This window comes from Enterobacter sp. WCHEn090032 (assembly GCF_003986875.1).
Taxonomy (GTDB): domain Bacteria; phylum Pseudomonadota; class Gammaproteobacteria; order Enterobacterales; family Enterobacteriaceae; genus Enterobacter; species Enterobacter sichuanensis.
In genome coordinates this window covers 131,794-147,350 of record NZ_RXRN01000009.1, presented here as the reverse complement: position 1 = coordinate 147,350, position 15,557 = coordinate 131,794, and the positions used below count along the sequence as shown (strand labels likewise).

Below are 15,557 nucleotides of genomic sequence, written 5' to 3'. Positions count from 1 at the left end.
CTGATTTTTAGACATGAGGATGGTAGGCAAACAGCGCAGGCGCCCCGCCGGTATGAACAAATAAAATCGGCCCTTCATCCTTAAAGCGTTTCTGCGCGATGCCATCAATCAGTCCGGCCATCGCTTTGCCCGTGTAGACAGGATCAAGCAATATGCCTTCGAGGCGCGCCAGCAGCTTAACCGCTTCCATTCCCTCTTCGTTAGGCGTGCCATAACCCGGGGCAAAGTAGTCATCCCAGAGCAGGATCTCGGCCTTTGCCTGCAGATCCAGTTGCTCAGCCAGCGCCTGTTGCAGAGCCACCACTTTGGGCTTCTGATCCGCGACGCTGCGGGACACCGTGACGCCAATCAACTCCACCTCCGGCAGCAGTTGCTCCAGCCCTACCGCCAGCCCGGCATGCGTGCCCGCACTGCCGGACGCGACCACCACCGAGGAGAGGCTAACCGCCCCCTCGCACTGCTGAGCAATTTCCAGCGCGCTTTCCACATACCCCAGCGCACCCAGCGCATTCGAACCGCCGACGGGGATGACGTAGGGACGGAAGCCCTGAGCTTCGAGACGCGTCGCCAGTTCATCGAGCTGCGCTGTGGGGTCGGTCAACGCATCAACCATCTCAACCTGCACGTTAAACAGATCCAGCAGCAGGCGGTTACCGTTGGTCAGATAGTTTTCTGCCCGCGTGCCAATCGGGTTTTCCAGCAATGCCACGCAATGCAGCCCAAGTTTTGCCGCCACGGCCGCCGTCTGACGAACGTGGTTAGACTGAATCGCCCCGGCAGTGACCAGCGTATCCGCCCCTTCGCGCAGGGCGTCCGCCGCCAGAAACTCCAGCTTGCGCAGCTTGTTGCCCCCCATCGCCATCGGCGTCACGTCGTCACGCTTAATAAAAATATCGCGCCCTAAATAATCAGAAAATCGCGGCAGGTACTCCAGCGGCGTTGGCGCGCCGATAAACTCCAGACGAGGAAAGCGCGTTAAATTCTGTAGTGGCATGGGTTCTCCGGTAACTCAGACAAAATGTGATATTTTTCATTATGCACGCAGACGCGTAAGAAATAAAAAAGGCGCTTTTAAAAGCGCCTTTTTTTACGTCAAAGACTTATTTGGTGACGTCTGCGCCGAACCACTTCTCGGAGAGCGCCTTCAGGCTGCCGTCTTTTTGCATGTCAGCAATTGCGGAGTCGATCGCCTTAACCAGGTCTTCGTTGCCTTTACGTACCGCGATGCCGGATTCCTGACGAGAGAACGCATCACCGGCCACCGCCAGCGTGTTGTTAGTTTTCTTCACCAGATCCAGTGCGGCCAGGCGGTCAACCAGAATGGCGTCAATACGGCCTACGCGCAGATCCTGGTATTTGGTCGGGTCATCATCATAGGTACGAATATCCACGCCCTGCACGTTCTGGCGCAGCCACTCTTCGTAGTTGGTTCCCAGACCGACACCGACTTTCTTCCCTTTCAGGTCCGCTGCCGTTTTGATCCCACCTTCGTTGCCTTTTTTCACCAGCGCCTGAATACCGGACACGGTATACGGGGTGGAGAAGTCATACTTCTTCTTACGCTCGTCAGAAATGGTGACCTGGTTAATAACCACGTCAATACGTTTCGAATCCAGCGATGCCAGCATACCGTCCCATTTGGTCGGTTTCAGGGACGCTTTCACGCCGAGGTGCTTCGCCAGCTCTTCAGCAAACTCTACTTCGAAACCGGTCAGCTTACCGTCATCTCCCTGGAAGCTGAACGGAGGATACGTCCCTTCCAGCCCAACCAGCAGCGTACCGCGCTCTTTCACCTTATTTAGCAGGTTTTCTGCGGCGAACGTTTTCACGCTCATGCCCGCAACCAGCGCAACGGCCATAACACCCATCAGCGCCTGACGACCCAGAAGTGCAAATTTCATAAATACCCCGATATAGTGGAATTTTTACGTAGTGTAGAGAAATCGCCTGCAACGTCAAAGGCGACTGCGCTACATCTTATTCTTTTTTAATATATATCAGAAGTTGTTCCGGCGTGGGCTTTCTGCTTCACCGCTCCCGGCATTTGCACCTTATATTGCGCGTACTTGCGCAGCGCAATTCGGTAGTTGTTGGTGCTGGTCGCCGGCAGCCACGGCTCCAGATTCTCATCCAGATAGCCGGTCTTGAGCAGATCGCGGGAAATGTTGTTTACGGTCAGATGCTGGCCGAGGCGGCGCAGGCGAACCACATATTCGCGAACGGTGCCGTGGCTCATCTCCGTTTGTTCAAACAGGAATTGTTTGAAGCCGATAATGTCGAAGAAGTCGCTTTGCTCTTTGCAGTGGAGATCGCCACAGAAACGGCAAAGCGCCACCCACTCTTTTTGCTCTTCGAGCCATGCTGCTTCGTCCATCAACGTGTCGAGGCGCGAAATCGCGATCTTATTGACGATTTCGCCACGGCGAACCAGCGTGATACGATCGAGTAACTTGTTACAGTGGGCGCAATGCGTCTGGCTGTGTTTAAAGTCTTTCAGGTAGCGGCTTAAAGGCCGTCTTTTAGATTGCTGCACCGTCATGATAACTCCTGGTTGTCAATACGTTGTGCGGCATTTTTCAGGTGAATCAATCACCTATAACTTACCCAGTTTGGTTCGTAAGCGTTTGATGGCCTGGCTGTGCAGCTGGCTCACCCGCGACTCTCCCACCTCCAGAACAGCGCCAATCTCTTTGAGGTTAAGCTCTTCCTGGTAATAAAGGGTCAACACCAGCTGTTCGCGTTCCGGCAGAGCGTCAATCGCTTCCATCACGCGCTGGCGTAAATTCCCTTCCATTAAATGGTGTAACGGGTTCTCTTGCTGATGCTCGTCCGTCACCAGCTCGATGCTATCGCCATGCTCTTCGCGCCACTCGTCATAGGAGAAGAGTTGGCTATTATTGGTATCGAGCAACATCTGACGATACTCTTCAACAGCAATGCCAAGACGTTCCGCCACTTCGGTTTCCGTTGCGTTGCGTCCCAGTTCCTGTTCCAGCTGCCCCATCGCATGCGCCACTTCGCGTGCGTTACGGCGAACACTGCGCGGTACCCAGTCACGGCTGCGCAGCTCGTCCAGCATCGCACCACGAATACGCTGAACTGCGTAAGTCGTAAATGCCGTTCCTTGCAGAGCGTCGTATCGGTCAACTGCATTCAATAACCCGATACCGCCCGCCTGTAGCAGATCGTCGAGTTCCACGCTCGCCGGCAAGCGCACCTGGAGGCGCAATGCTTCGTGACGCACCAACGGGACATAACGCTGCCACAGCGAGTGTTTATCCATTACACCTTCAGCGGTATAGAGTGAATTCACGATAAACAGCCCTGCGTTAGTTGAGTTATCGGCATGATTATCCGATTCTGCAGGGCGTTCAATTGGATGAAAAAGGGGGATAAAGTGAGGTTATTCTGAGGTTGCCCACAACAGGGGCAACTTTTTTCACTAAATTAACAGTTGTAACAATGAAAGATCGTCGCCCAGTTTGACGCTATCTATATGTTGATGAAAGAGCTTTCCCGCTTCCTGATTATGCTGGCTCAGGGAGTGGAAACTGTAAATAACATCAATAATATTATCTTGTTCAATTTTCCCCGCAACGATGGCCTGCCCGGCCAGTAACGATTTCAGGAAATAGAACTCCGCCACGATTAAATAAAGGTTATTCAACATGCTGCGGCCATTGTTTTGCGGGAAGCCCTGCTCCCAGAGTTTATATTTAAAAAAGTTCTTAAATACATAGTCATGGGTGGCCAGGTAGCTGCCCGCCGCATCGCGCCAGACGGACTCGATGTTTTCCATCACCTGCTCTGCCGGTACGCTACCACCGACAGACTCAAATTGTTGATACAGCTGGGTAAAATAACGGTTCAATACCGCGCCGCCGCGGGTGCCTGCTCTCTTCGTAAAGTAACTTTGAATCAGCGAGATTAAGGCGAATTTCAGACTGTAGTTCTGATTAAAACCGCTTAACTCCGTTTTGATTTTACCGCTCACCAGTTCGTTCACCAGTGAAAAATAAACCGTTTCGAGCGTGCCGATATTCTCCGATAGATTGTCGAGCTTTTCGGCCACCATCAGGAATTTCACTACGGCGTATACCTGCTCTTCAACGGAAACCGTTTCAACGCTGAATATATTCTGACAGAAGAGATTGATGACTTTTGCCTGGAGATCAATCATCGGCGCATTATTGACGTCCTGCTGGACGCTGATAGATTCCATCATCGACATGGCGTCCCGGTCATTCAACAGCAGTCGGGTCACTTCCGGACACGAGAGATTGAGCGATTTTTCGATGTCATTTTTATAGACCCGGTTTGTTCGTGGAAATGACGAACAGGTCGGGCTTAAGGCCTGGGCACCCATCGCGCTGTGAATAGAACAGAGCTTTTCGGTATCCATAAACGGACAATTTTTGCTTTCCGTATGGAAAATCACTTCGCCCCAGTGGCCATAGTGTTTTTTGGTGACATTTATCGCCGTTTTCGCCGTCTGACGAATCGCGGCATTTTTACTGTTCAGATAGCGGTTAACGGAGGGTTTATCAAATGCGATGGTCCAGCCCTGACAACAATGTTCACGGCATTCCCCACCGACACATGAAAAATCTGCGACCAGCTTTGGTTGAGTGACACTGATTTGTTTCACAGGCGGATTCTCAAATAGCAGAGATAAAAAAACCCCGCCGAAGCGGGGTTTCGTGCGTAAAATTAACGCAGCAGAGACAGAACAGTCTGTGGAACCTGGTTTGCCTGAGACAGAACAGAAGTACCAGCCTGCTGCAGGATCTGCGCGCGGGACATGTTGGAAACTTCAGTTGCGTAGTCAGCGTCCTGGATACGGGACTGAGCAGCAGACAGGTTGTTAGAGGTGTTGTTCAGGTTGTTGATGGCAGAAGTGAAGCGGTTCTGCACAGCACCCAGACCGGAACGTGCTTTATCAACTTTAGCGATAGCTTTGTCGATGGTGTCCAGATCGTTAGCATTCTTCGCTGTCAGGTCGATACCGACTACGCCCAGATTAGTAGAGTCAGCAACAGTGCTCAGGTCCAGATCGATGGTGTCGCCGTCGTTCACGCCAACCTGAATTTTAACTGTACCAGCAGAACCATCCAGCAGTTTGATACCGTTGAAGTCAGTTTTGCCCGCAACACGGTCAATTTCATCCAGACGCGCTTTGACTTCATCCTGCAGAGAGGACAGGTCAGTTCCGCTATTGGTGCCGTTTTTTGCCTGAACAGTCAGTTCACGAATGCGCTGTAAGTTGCTGTTGATTTCGTTCAGGGAGCCTTCAGCAGTCTGCGCCATGGAGATACCGTCGTTGGCGTTACGTGCTGCCTGGTTCATGCCTTTGATCTGAGAGGTCATGCGGTTGGCAATCGCCTGGCCAGCGGCATCGTCTTTCGCGCTGTTGATACGCAGACCTGAAGACAGACGCTCAATAGCAGTGCCCAGAGAAGACTGAGATTTGTTCAGGTTGTTCTGAGTAGTCAGGGACAACAGGTTAGTATTGATAACTGCCATAATTTTCTTTCCTTCAAAAATTGGGTTTTAGGTCCGGTGCCTAACACTCACAGCGTCTCTCACCGTCAACAAGGTTATCGACGGGTCCCCAAAAGACTTTAGAACCAATTTTGAAAAAATTATAACGCACTGTTTTATAATGATTTTATTTTTAAAAAGCCATTAAGGCCCGCCAGGGGAATATTATTTACGCTTTTTAAATGCATAAAAAGATGCTCAACAGGACGCTTGCTTATCCCCGTTTTTAATACGCGTATCGCGTGCCTAAAGTGCAATCCTTTCATTAACCCCGTCAGGACGTGTCTATTCTGTGGATTATTTTTTTCTCACCATCGTAAACTTTTGCGGTAAGAGGCCGATAAGAGTCCTGAACTACTTTCGTATTTTAAGGAAAATATGCATGGCTACTATCAGCAACCTCGGGATAGGTTCTGCAGGACTCGGGGATTTATATAATCAGTTGGAAGCAGCAGAGAAAACCAAGCTGACGACGATTACTTCCCAGCAATCAACGTATAACGCACAGTTAAGCGCTTACGGCAAACTGCAGAGCGCCATGACTTCGCTGCAGAGTGCGACGGCTGCGCTGGGTAAAGCAACCACCTGGAACTCAACGTCCGTTTCCAGCACTAACACGGCCTTTACTGCCACAACCACGGCGGACGCGTCCGTAGGTTCCTATGTTGTCAACGTCAACCAGGTGGCAAAAGCACAGGCGCTCACGACGGGCTCCTATGCCAACAATACGGATCTGCTGGGCGATACGACAGGGACGACGCGTAAAATCACCATCACCCAGCCGGGTACCAAGACACCTTTAGAGGTGACCCTGGCGGATGGCGATACCTCCCTGGCAGGGATCGCGAGTGCGATTAATAAAGCGAACGGCAACGTCACCGCCAGCGTGATTAAAGCGAAAGACGGTGATTACCGCCTGATGCTGTCATCAAAAACCACCGGTACGGATGGGGCGATGACCATCACCGTGACCGGCGATGACAAGCTGCAAAGCGCAATTGGCTACGATTCAACCACCAAAACGGGCGCCATGACGGTGAACACCGCCGCGCAGAACGCCATTGTGGTGGTGAACGACATTTCGATCGAGCGTCAGTCGAATACCATTACCGATGCGCTACCTGGGCTCACCTTCTCGGTGAAAGCCGAAAGCAAAGCGGATGAAACCCTTGAGATTACACGCGCAACGGATGCCAACCAGAAAGCAATCACCGACTGGGTTACGGCGTACAACTCGCTGCAGTCCACGATTAACAGCCTGACGAAGTATGTTCCGGTTGATGCCGGTTCGGGCAGCCAGTCTACCAGCAACGGCGCGCTGGTCGGGGATGCTAACGTGCGTGGGATCCAGTCTCAGCTGCGCGGTCTGCTGACCGAAGTCCAGGCCGGCTCGGTTCAGATTATGGCCCAACTGGGGATTACCCAGGATCCGGTGAAAGGCTCGGACGGTACGATCGGTAACCTGAAAGTGGATACTGATAAGCTGAAAAAAGCGCTGACCGACAACCCGAACGCCGTACAGCAGTACTTTGTGGGCGATGGAAAAACAACCGGTATGGCCACCCAGATGAGTAAAACACTGGATACTATGCTCAGCACCAGTGCCGGCAACGCCGGGGTGATCCAGAACGCGAAAGACGGGATCAACAAAACGCTGAAAACGCTGGGTGAACGTTACGATGCCATGGATGCCCAAATTGAAGCGACCATGGCGCGTTACAAAACGCAGTTCACCAGCCTGGACGTATTAGTCACCAAAATGACCAGTACGGCTAACTACCTGACCCAACAGTTCTCACAGAAATAGTCGTCGCATTGAGGAGTGGATATGTATAACACCTCTGGTGTTCAATCCTATCAGCAGATAGGAGTCGAAAGCGCAGTTATGAATGCCAGTCCACACCAGCTGATTGTCATGTTGTTCGACGGGGCGCATAGCGCCCTTGTCCGCGCGCGTTTGTTCCTGGAAGCCGGACAAATTCGTGAAAAAGGCGAAGCGTTATCCAAAGCCATCAACATCATCGACAACGGTTTAAAAGCAGGACTGAACATGGAGGTTGAGAGCGAGTTGTCGGGTAATCTTGCCTCCTTGTACGAATATATGGTTCGACGTTTGTTGCTGGCGAATGTCAGTAACGACGTTGACGCAATTGTTGAAGTCGAGGGTTTATTAAACAACATTGCGGATGCATGGAAGCAAATCGGCCCCAATGCGTCCTCTATTTCAGGATAATTTTGATGAATACTCCCAGCGCAGCGCTTAGCCACTGGCAGGCGTTACATGCTCAGAGCATTGCTATGCTAAATCTTGCACATTCTGGTCAATGGGATGCGCTTATCGAGCAGGAAATGCATTACGTACAACTGGTGGAAAGGATTTCTCAAACGCCCATCATGTCATGCCCTCCGGCTCAGGTTGAGCAAGCGCGTGCGCTGCTGGAAATGATCCTCGAAAATGAGAATGCGCTAAAGGCGTTGCTGAAAGTCCGCATGGACGAGCTGCGCAGCCTGATTGATCAAACCGGTAAACAGCAATCCATCACGTCTACCTATGGAAAGCTGTCAGGGAATATTCTTTATCCAGAAAGTTTGACCCGCGACACACAATTATGATTTCTTCATCCATACTCCAGAAGTCAGCTAACCGGCTTCTGGAGCAAGGATGATGAAAAACCCCACCCTGTTACAATGCTTTCACTGGTATTACCCCGCAGGCGGTGAATTGTGGCGAGAAGTCACGGCATTAGCCCCCAACCTTAACGAAATCGGCATCAACATGATCTGGCTGCCCCCCGCTTATAAAGGCGCGTCCGGGGGTTATTCAGTGGGTTATGATTCGTATGACCTGTTCGATCTTGGCGAGTTTGACCAGAAAGGCAGCGTTGCCACCAAATACGGCGACAAAGCGCAGCTGCTGGAGGCCATCGACGCCCTCAAAAGCAACAACATTGCCGTCCTGCTGGATGTGGTGGTGAATCACAAAATGGGGGCCGACGAAAAAGAGCCTGTTCGCGTTCAGCGCGTGAATGAGCAGGACCGCACGCAAATTGATGATGAAGTCATTGAGTGCGAAGCCTGGACCCGCTACACCTTCCCTGCCCGCGCCGGGCAATATTCGCAGTTCATCTGGGATTACAAATGCTTCAGCGGCGTCGACCATATAGAAAACCCCGATGAAGACGGCATCTTTAAAATCGTCAACGACTACACCGGCGAGGGCTGGAACGATCAGGTTGATGATGAGATGGGTAACTTCGATTATCTGATGGGCGAGAATATCGATTTTCGCAATCACGCCGTAACCGAGGAGATCAAATACTGGGCCCGCTGGGTGATGGAACAGACCGGCTGCGACGGTTTTCGTCTGGATGCCGTGAAACACATCCCCGCCTGGTTCTACAAAGAGTGGATTGAGCACGTTCAGGAAGTCGCCGCCCAGCCGTTATTTATCGTGGCGGAATACTGGTCCCACGAGGTGGATAAGCTTCAGGCCTATATCGATCAGGTCGAGGGCATAACCATGCTGTTTGATGCCCCCCTGCAGATGAAATTCCACGAAGCGTCACGTCAGGGGCGGGATTACGACATGAGCCAGATTTTCACCGGCACGCTGGTGGAAGCCGATCCGTTCCATGCGGTGACGCTGGTTGCCAACCATGACACCCAGCCGTTGCAGGCGCTGGAAGCACCGGTCGAGGCCTGGTTTAAACCGCTGGCCTACGCCTTGATCCTGCTGCGGGAAAACGGTGTACCGAGCGTCTTCTATCCCGATCTCTTCGGCACCAGCTATGACGATACCGGGGGAGACGGTGAAACGTACCATATTGATATGCCAGTAATTGAGCAGCTTCACGAGCTGATCCTCGCTCGCCAGCGTTTTGCCCACGGTGTGCAGACGCTCTTTTTTGACCATCCTAACTGTATCGCCTTCAGCCGCAGCGGCACCGATGACGATCCCGGCTGCGTGGTGGTGATGTCGAACGGCGACGACGGCGAGAAGGTGATTTGTCTTGGGGAAAACTACGGTAATAAAACCTGGCGTGATTTTCTCGGCAATCGCGAAGAAATCATCACCACCGCAGCGGATGGCGAAGGGACGTTTACCTGTAAAGGGGGAAGCGTCAGCGTGTGGGTGATTGAGGATGCGTTGTAGAAACAATGCCGGGTGGCGGCTTCGCCTTACCCGGCCTACGGGAAGGCACTTTTGTAGGCCGGGTAAGCGTCAGCGCCACCCGGCAACAAACGGCTACGGCAGCTTACTCTCCAGCGGATTTTTGCTCAGGTAATCGGCACACTCCACCGTTGGGCGGTCGACCTTCTGCAGCTCCATGCCGTCGTACTCCAGCACCGAGCCATCGCGCTCCAGCGGATAGATATCCAGCTTGCGGGTCACGTTGTAATAGCTGTCTGAACGCAGCATGATTTTACCCGGCACGGCAATCACGCGCTGCCATTGACGGCAGTCCAGCGTATCGCCCTCCTCCGTCACCACTAACGTGGCAATCGCCTCCGGGCTGACCATTTTGCTCTGCGGCCCTTTTGACTGCCAGTATCCCGCCAGATGTGCCGGGACCGGATGCTTAATCACGTCCTGATAGTTATCTACCTGAACGCATCCGGTCAGTGCCAGCAGCGCGCCAGCAATTGCTATTTTTTTCATCATCTTTCCTGCATTCGAAGAAAAAAATATTGTGGCATTAAAGCGCTAAGGCTGCCAGCGAAGATCGCCAGGTCTTAGACCTGCATCCCCATCACCTCTTGATAGGCGGAAACCAGCTTGTTACGCACCTGGATCCCCATCTGCAGGGAGACCGAGGCTTTTTGCAAATCGGTCATCACATCGTTTAACGCCACGCCCGGCTCGCCGAGGGTGAACTTCTCGGCCTGGGTGCGCGCGGCGGTCTGGGTATCGCTGATACGGTCAAGCGCGGCGTGCAGTTGCCCGGCAAAGCTAATACTCGGCTGCTGTTCTGCCACATTCTGATTACGGGCCGTCATCGCGGTTGCCTGCAGCTGACTGATAACCCCTTCAATACCCTGAATAGCCATGACTCTCCCCTGGATGGTTTTTTACGCGGTCAAGACTAACAGCTTGTCAATAAGATAATGGCGGTAAATAGCGTTAAAAAACCAGGTTATTTGACGCATAGAAAATCACGAATCATCAAATAATGGCTGTGCCATCAATATGGAACTTTTGTCGTGTTTGCCGACCCGGGAGTCAGTTTTGTTTCTCTACACGAATAACGTAAACCACCAGGATTTAAGAGGTGCGCAATGAGTGCTACAGCATCGACAGCGCCGCAAAATAAATCACTCGAGTGGATGAACCGCCTTCGCGCGAATCCTAAAATCCCGTTGATCGTGGCAGGCGCTGCCGCAATTGCGATCCTTGTAGCGATGGTCCTGTGGGCGAAGAGCCCTGACTACCGGACGCTCTACAGTAACCTTTCCGATCAGGATGGCGGCGCCATCGTCACCCAGTTGACCCAGATGAACATCCCTTATCGCTTCGCCGATAACGGGGGCGCGCTGGAAGTGCCTGCGGATAAGGTACACGAACTTCGTCTGCGTCTGGCTCAGCAGGGGCTGCCGAAAGGCGGCGCGGTGGGCTTTGAGCTGCTGGATCAGGAAAAATTCGGTATTAGCCAGTTCAGCGAGCAGGTGAACTACCAGCGTGCGCTGGAAGGTGAACTGGCCCGCACCATTGAAACCTTAGGCCCGGTGAAGAGTGCCCGTGTGCACCTGGCGATGCCTAAACCCTCCTTATTTGTCCGTGAGCAGAAATCGCCTTCCGCTTCCGTGACCGTGAACCTTGAACCTGGCCGCGCGCTGGACGAAGGGCAAATCAGCGCGGTTACGCATCTCGTCTCCAGCGCCGTCGCCGGTCTGCCGCCGGGTAACGTGACGCTGGTCGACCAGAGTGGCCATCTGCTGACGCAATCCAATACCGCGGGTCGCGATCTGAATGATGCGCAGCTGAAATATGCCGCCGATGTGGAAAGCCGTCTCCAGCGTCGTATCGAAGCGATCCTCGGCCCGGTGGTGGGCAACAGCAACGTGCATGCGCAGGTCACCGCGCAGATCGACTTCTCTAATAAAGAACAGACCGAAGAGCAGTACAGCCCGAACGGCGATGCCTCTCAGGCGGTCATGCGTTCGCGCCAGATCAACTCTAACGAGCAGATTGGCGGTGCTTATCCTGGCGGCGTACCGGGTGCGCTCTCTAACCAGCCTGCCCCGGCAAACGCGGCGCCGATCTCTACCCCGCCGGCCAATCAGCAGAACGGTCAGCAGAATCAGCAGACAACCTCTACAACCAGTAACGCCGGTCCGCGTACCAGCAGCCGTAACGAAACCACGAACTATGAAGTGAACCGCACGATTCGCCATACCAAACTGAACGTCGGTGATATTCAGCGCCTGTCCGTCGCCGTGGTGGTGAACTACAAAACGCTGCCGAATGGCAAACCGCTGCCGCTGACCGCCGAGCAGATGAAGCAGATCGAAGACCTGACCCGTGAAGCGATGGGTTACTCCGAGAAGCGTGGCGACAGCCTCAACGTGGTGAACTCACCGTTCAACTCGGTTGAAGAGACCGGTGGTGAACTGCCGTTCTGGCAACAGCAGGCGTTTATCGACCAGCTGATGTCTGCAGGTCGCTGGCTGCTGGTGCTGATTGTCGCGTGGCTGCTGTGGCGTAAGGGCGTTCGTCCTCAGCTTCAGCGTCGTGCAGAAGCCGAGAAAGCGGCTCGCGAACAGATGAGCGCGCGCCAGGAAGTGGAAGAAGCGGTTGAAGTTCGTCTCAGCAAAGACGAGCAGATGCAGCAGCGCCGTGCTAACCAGCGCATGGGCGCTGAGGTGATGAGCCAGCGCATTCGCGAAATGTCAGATAACGATCCGCGCGTCGTGGCGCTGGTCATCCGCCAGTGGATGGGTAACGAACATGAGTAATACGCTTACGGGCACCGATAAAAGCGTCATCCTGCTGATGACCATTGGCGAAGATCGCGCGGCAGAGGTGTTTAAGCACCTCTCCCAGCGGGAAGTGCAAATTCTGAGTGCGGCGATGGCCAACGTGCGTCAGATCTCCAACAAACAGCTGACCGAAGTGCTGTCGGAGTTTGAGCAGGAAGCAGAACAGTTTGCCGCTCTCAACGTCAACGCCAACGACTACCTGCGCTCCGTGCTGGTCAAGGCTCTGGGCGAAGAGCGTGCCGCCAGCCTGCTGGAAGATATTCTGGAAACGCGCGATACCGCCAGCGGTATCGAAACGCTTAACTTTATGGAGCCGCAGAGCGCCGCCGACCTTATTCGCGACGAGCACCCGCAGATTATCGCGACCATCCTTGTCCACCTCAAACGTGGCCAGGCGGCCGATATTCTGGCGCTGTTCGAAGAGCGTCTGCGTCACGACGTGATGCTGCGTATCGCGACCTTCGGCGGTGTCCAGCCGGCCGCGCTGGCGGAGCTGACCGAAGTGCTGAACAACCTGCTCGACGGCCAGAACCTCAAGCGCAGCAAAATGGGCGGCGTGAGAACGGCGGCAGAGATCATCAACCTGATGAAAACCCAGCAGGAAGAGGCGGTTATTACCGCGGTTCGCGAATTCGACGGCGAGCTGGCGCAGAAAATCATCGACGAGATGTTCCTGTTCGAAAACCTGGTCGAAGTGGACGACCGCAGCATCCAGCGCCTGCTCCAGGAAGTGGATTCCGAGTCGCTGCTTATCGCCCTCAAAGGTGCCGAGCAGCCGCTGCGCGAGAAGTTCCTGCGCAACATGTCCCAGCGTGCGGCGGATATCCTGCGCGACGACCTTGCCAACCGCGGCCCGGTTCGTCTGTCTCAGGTGGAAAACGAACAGAAAGCTATCCTGCTTATTGTTCGTCGTCTGGCAGAAACCGGCGAGATGGTGATTGGCAGCGGAGACGACACCTATGTCTAATGAGCTGCCGTGGAAGCGCTGGACGCCGGACGATCTGGCCCCTCCCCTCTCCGAGTTCACGCCAGCCGTGATTCAGACCGAGGAGAGTGACCCGGACGTCGAACAGCCCGAGCTGAGTGAAGAAGAACAGCAGGCACAGATGCTGGCTCAGCTGCAAATGCAGGCGCATGAGCAGGGCTATAATGCCGGTCTGAACGAAGGCCGTCAGAAAGGCCACGAGCAGGGATACCAGGAAGGTCTGGCGAAAGGGTTAGAGCACGGCATCGATCAGGCGCGCCAGCAGCAGGCGCCGCTCCATGCCCGTATGCAGCAGCTGGTCAGCGAGTTTCAGCATACGCTGGACGCGCTGGACAGCGTCATTGCCTCGCGCCTGATGCAGATGGCGCTGGAAGCCGCCCGTCAGGTGATCGGCCAGACGCCGGTGGTAGATAACACGGCGCTGATTAAACAAATTCAGGGCCTGCTGCAGCAGGAGCCGCTGTTTAGCGGGAAGCCGCAGCTGCGCGTCCATCCGGACGACCTGCAGCGCGTGGAAGAGAGTCTGGGCGCCACGCTGAGCCTGCACGGCTGGCGTCTGCGCGGTGACCCGACGCTACATCACGGCGGATGTAAAGTCTCTGCCGATGAGGGTGACCTGGACGCCAGCGTCGCCACCCGCTGGCAGGAACTGTGTCGCCTGGCGGCACCGGGAGTCGTCTGATGACCGCACGCCTCACCCGCTGGCTCAATACCCTCGACAACTTTGAGACGAAGATGGCGCAGCTGCCATCTGTTCGTCGTTATGGCCGACTGACCCGCGCCACCGGCCTGGTGCTGGAAGCCACCGGCCTGCAGCTGCCGCTGGGCGCGACCTGTGTGATTGAGCGTCAGGATGGCCAGGAAACGCGGGAAGTGGAAAGCGAAGTGGTCGGATTTAACGGCCAGCGTCTGTTTCTGATGCCGCTTGAAGAGGTGGAAGGCATCCTGCCCGGCGCGCGCGTGTATGCCAAAAACATCACCGGCGATGGACTGCAGAGCGGGAAACAGCTGCCGCTGGGTCCGGCCCTGCTGGGTCGCGTGCTGGATGGCAGCGGCAAACCGCTCGACGGACTGCCCTCCCCGGACACCACCGAAACCGGCGCGTTGATCACCCAACCGTTTAACCCCCTGCAGCGTACCCCTATCGAGCATGTGCTGGATACCGGCGTGCGCCCGATTAACGCCCTGCTGACCGTTGGTCGTGGGCAACGTATGGGCCTGTTCGCCGGCTCAGGCGTAGGTAAATCGGTCCTGCTCGGCATGATGGCGCGTTACACCCAGGCCGATGTGATCGTCGTGGGGCTGATCGGCGAGCGTGGTCGTGAAGTAAAAGACTTTATTGAAAACATTCTGGGTGCGGAAGGCCGCGCCCGTTCGGTGGTTATCGCCGCACCGGCGGATGTTTCCCCGCTGCTGCGCATGCAGGGTGCCGCGTACGCCACCCGTATCGCCGAAGATTTCCGCGACCGCGGCAAACACGTGCTGCTGATCATGGACTCCCTGACCCGTTACGCGATGGCGCAGCGTGAAATCGCGCTGGCCATCGGTGAGCCACCGGCCACCAAAGGCTACCCGCCTTCGGTCTTTGCCAAACTCCCTGCCCTGGTTGAGCGTGCAGGGAACGGCATCAGCGGCGGCGGCTCTATCACCGCGTTTTACACGGTGCTGACGGAAGGCGATGACCAGCAGGATCCGATTGCCGACTCCGCGCGTGCGATCCTTGACGGTCATATTGTGCTGTCGCGTCGTCTGGCCGAAGCCGGGCACTATCCGGCCATTGATATCGAGGCTTCTATCAGCCGTGCAATGACGGCGCTGATAACCGAGCAGCACTACGCCCGCGTGCGTAACTTCAAACAACTCCTCTCCAGCTTCCAGCGTAACCGCGATCTGGTCAGCGTGGGGGCGTATGCCAAAGGCAGCGACCCGATGCTCGACAAAGCGATTAACCTGTGGCCGCAGCTGGAGGCGTTTTTACAACAAGGCATTTTTGAACGCGCCGACTGGGAAGATTCCATTCAGGCACTGGAGCTAATTTTCCCGCAGGTGTAAC

At 54.8% G+C, this 15,557-nt stretch carries 16 protein-coding genes; 8 read left to right on the top strand and 8 right to left on the bottom strand.

The features are described from left to right. Positions 1 to 7: 7 nt before the first annotated feature. The 6 genes from dcyD to EKN83_RS10045 all read right to left on the bottom strand — a co-directional run bounded on the left by dcyD (position 8) and on the right by EKN83_RS10045 (position 5,523). Positions 8 to 994, bottom strand: coding sequence for a D-cysteine desulfhydrase (dcyD, locus tag EKN83_RS10070; protein ID WP_095450066.1), 987 nt, complete (start codon positions 992 to 994; stop codon positions 8 to 10). Positions 995 to 1,100: 106 nt separating this feature from the next. After that, the gene (gene tcyJ / locus EKN83_RS10065) at positions 1,101 to 1,901 is read right to left on the bottom strand and encodes a cystine ABC transporter substrate-binding protein (protein WP_059385041.1); all 801 of its coding nucleotides are present in this window, start codon (positions 1,899 to 1,901) and stop codon (positions 1,101 to 1,103) included. Between the two features lie 86 nt (positions 1,902 to 1,987). Next, the gene (gene fliZ, locus EKN83_RS10060; protein WP_025759916.1) at positions 1,988 to 2,539 is read right to left on the bottom strand and encodes a flagella biosynthesis regulatory protein FliZ; all 552 of its coding nucleotides are present in this window, start codon (positions 2,537 to 2,539) and stop codon (positions 1,988 to 1,990) included. Positions 2,540 to 2,593: 54 nt separating this feature from the next. Further along, on the bottom strand, positions 2,594 to 3,313 hold the full coding sequence (locus tag EKN83_RS10055; protein WP_025759917.1) for an RNA polymerase sigma factor FliA: 720 nt from the start codon (positions 3,311 to 3,313) through the stop codon (positions 2,594 to 2,596). Between the two features lie 129 nt (positions 3,314 to 3,442). Next, a complete protein-coding gene (fliB, locus tag EKN83_RS10050; RefSeq protein WP_126800861.1) occupies positions 3,443 to 4,648 on the bottom strand; it encodes a flagellin lysine-N-methylase in 1,206 nt (401 codons plus the stop codon). A gap of 62 nt (positions 4,649 to 4,710) precedes the next feature. Continuing rightward, positions 4,711 to 5,523: a flagellin gene (locus EKN83_RS10045; RefSeq protein ID WP_126800860.1), complete on the bottom strand. Its 813-nt coding sequence runs from the start codon at positions 5,521 to 5,523 to the stop codon at positions 4,711 to 4,713. A 400-nt stretch (positions 5,524 to 5,923) separates the two neighbouring features. On the opposite strand from EKN83_RS10045, the gene fliD reads away from it, so the two are divergent. From fliD to amyA, 4 genes are read left to right on the top strand one after another with little or no spacing between them, the layout of a single operon-like run. Continuing rightward, positions 5,924 to 7,348: a flagellar filament capping protein FliD gene (gene fliD, locus EKN83_RS10040; RefSeq protein WP_126800859.1), complete on the top strand. Its 1,425-nt coding sequence runs from the start codon at positions 5,924 to 5,926 to the stop codon at positions 7,346 to 7,348. Positions 7,349 to 7,369: 21 nt separating this feature from the next. After that, on the top strand, positions 7,370 to 7,774 hold the full coding sequence (fliS, locus tag EKN83_RS10035; protein ID WP_025912252.1) for a flagellar export chaperone FliS: 405 nt from the start codon (positions 7,370 to 7,372) through the stop codon (positions 7,772 to 7,774). 5 nt (positions 7,775 to 7,779) lie between these two features. Further along, a complete protein-coding gene (gene fliT / locus EKN83_RS10030) occupies positions 7,780 to 8,154 on the top strand; it encodes a flagella biosynthesis regulatory protein FliT (protein WP_045285399.1) in 375 nt (124 codons plus the stop codon). A gap of 52 nt (positions 8,155 to 8,206) precedes the next feature. Further along, entirely contained in the window at positions 8,207 to 9,694 is a 1,488-nt protein-coding gene (gene amyA, locus EKN83_RS10025; RefSeq protein ID WP_126800877.1) for an alpha-amylase, read from the top strand. 93 nt (positions 9,695 to 9,787) lie between these two features. On the opposite strand, the gene yedD is transcribed toward amyA, so the two are convergent. Together yedD and fliE are read right to left on the bottom strand one after the other, a co-directional pair. After that, positions 9,788 to 10,201 (bottom strand): lipoprotein YedD, encoded by a 414-nt coding sequence (gene yedD, locus EKN83_RS10020; protein ID WP_025759923.1) that lies wholly within the window; start codon positions 10,199 to 10,201, stop codon positions 9,788 to 9,790. A 74-nt stretch (positions 10,202 to 10,275) separates the two neighbouring features. Next, the gene (gene fliE / locus EKN83_RS10015) at positions 10,276 to 10,590 is read right to left on the bottom strand and encodes a flagellar hook-basal body complex protein FliE (RefSeq protein ID WP_028019587.1); all 315 of its coding nucleotides are present in this window, start codon (positions 10,588 to 10,590) and stop codon (positions 10,276 to 10,278) included. A gap of 228 nt (positions 10,591 to 10,818) precedes the next feature. Between fliE and fliF the strand changes: the two genes are divergently transcribed. From fliF to fliI, 4 genes are read left to right on the top strand one after another with little or no spacing between them, the layout of a single operon-like run. Then, on the top strand, positions 10,819 to 12,495 hold the full coding sequence (gene fliF, locus EKN83_RS10010; protein WP_126800858.1) for a flagellar basal-body MS-ring/collar protein FliF: 1,677 nt from the start codon (positions 10,819 to 10,821) through the stop codon (positions 12,493 to 12,495). Beyond that, complete coding sequence (gene fliG, locus EKN83_RS10005) at positions 12,488 to 13,486, top strand: flagellar motor switch protein FliG (RefSeq protein ID WP_008500327.1); 999 nt, start codon at positions 12,488 to 12,490, stop codon at positions 13,484 to 13,486. The genes fliF and fliG overlap by 8 nt, the downstream gene beginning before the upstream one ends. Continuing rightward, positions 13,479 to 14,186 carry a flagellar assembly protein FliH gene (fliH, locus tag EKN83_RS10000; RefSeq protein WP_025759464.1) on the top strand — a complete coding sequence of 236 codons (708 nt, stop codon included), beginning with the start codon at positions 13,479 to 13,481 and terminating at the stop codon, positions 14,184 to 14,186. Before fliG ends, fliH begins: the two co-directional genes overlap by 8 nt. Beyond that, positions 14,186 to 15,556 (top strand): flagellar protein export ATPase FliI, encoded by a 1,371-nt coding sequence (gene fliI, locus EKN83_RS09995; protein ID WP_045285403.1) that lies wholly within the window; start codon positions 14,186 to 14,188, stop codon positions 15,554 to 15,556. Before fliH ends, fliI begins: the two co-directional genes overlap by 1 nt. Position 15,557 lies beyond the last annotated feature (1 nt).

What these genes read in the sequence shown, in the direction of transcription:
- dcyD (WP_095450066.1), bottom strand. Translation starts at nt 994, where the DNA reads ATGCCACTACAGAATTTAACGCGCTTTCCTCGTCTGGAGTTTATCGGC.
- tcyJ (WP_059385041.1), bottom strand. Translation starts at nt 1,901, where the DNA reads ATGAAATTTGCACTTCTGGGTCGTCAGGCGCTGATGGGTGTTATGGCC.
- fliZ (WP_025759916.1), bottom strand. Translation starts at nt 2,539, where the DNA reads ATGACGGTGCAGCAATCTAAAAGACGGCCTTTAAGCCGCTACCTGAAA.
- EKN83_RS10045 (WP_126800860.1), bottom strand. Translation starts at nt 5,523, where the DNA reads ATGGCAGTTATCAATACTAACCTGTTGTCCCTGACTACTCAGAACAAC.
- fliD (WP_126800859.1), top strand. Translation starts at nt 5,924, where the DNA reads ATGGCTACTATCAGCAACCTCGGGATAGGTTCTGCAGGACTCGGGGAT.
- fliS (WP_025912252.1), top strand. Translation starts at nt 7,370, where the DNA reads ATGTATAACACCTCTGGTGTTCAATCCTATCAGCAGATAGGAGTCGAA.
- fliT (WP_045285399.1), top strand. Translation starts at nt 7,780, where the DNA reads ATGAATACTCCCAGCGCAGCGCTTAGCCACTGGCAGGCGTTACATGCT.
- amyA (WP_126800877.1), top strand. Translation starts at nt 8,207, where the DNA reads ATGAAAAACCCCACCCTGTTACAATGCTTTCACTGGTATTACCCCGCA.
- yedD (WP_025759923.1), bottom strand. Translation starts at nt 10,201, where the DNA reads ATGAAAAAAATAGCAATTGCTGGCGCGCTGCTGGCACTGACCGGATGC.
- fliE (WP_028019587.1), bottom strand. Translation starts at nt 10,590, where the DNA reads ATGGCTATTCAGGGTATTGAAGGGGTTATCAGTCAGCTGCAGGCAACC.
- fliF (WP_126800858.1), top strand. Translation starts at nt 10,819, where the DNA reads ATGAGTGCTACAGCATCGACAGCGCCGCAAAATAAATCACTCGAGTGG.
- fliG (WP_008500327.1), top strand. Translation starts at nt 12,488, where the DNA reads ATGAGTAATACGCTTACGGGCACCGATAAAAGCGTCATCCTGCTGATG.
- fliH (WP_025759464.1), top strand. Translation starts at nt 13,479, where the DNA reads ATGTCTAATGAGCTGCCGTGGAAGCGCTGGACGCCGGACGATCTGGCC.
- fliI (WP_045285403.1), top strand. Translation starts at nt 14,186, where the DNA reads ATGACCGCACGCCTCACCCGCTGGCTCAATACCCTCGACAACTTTGAG.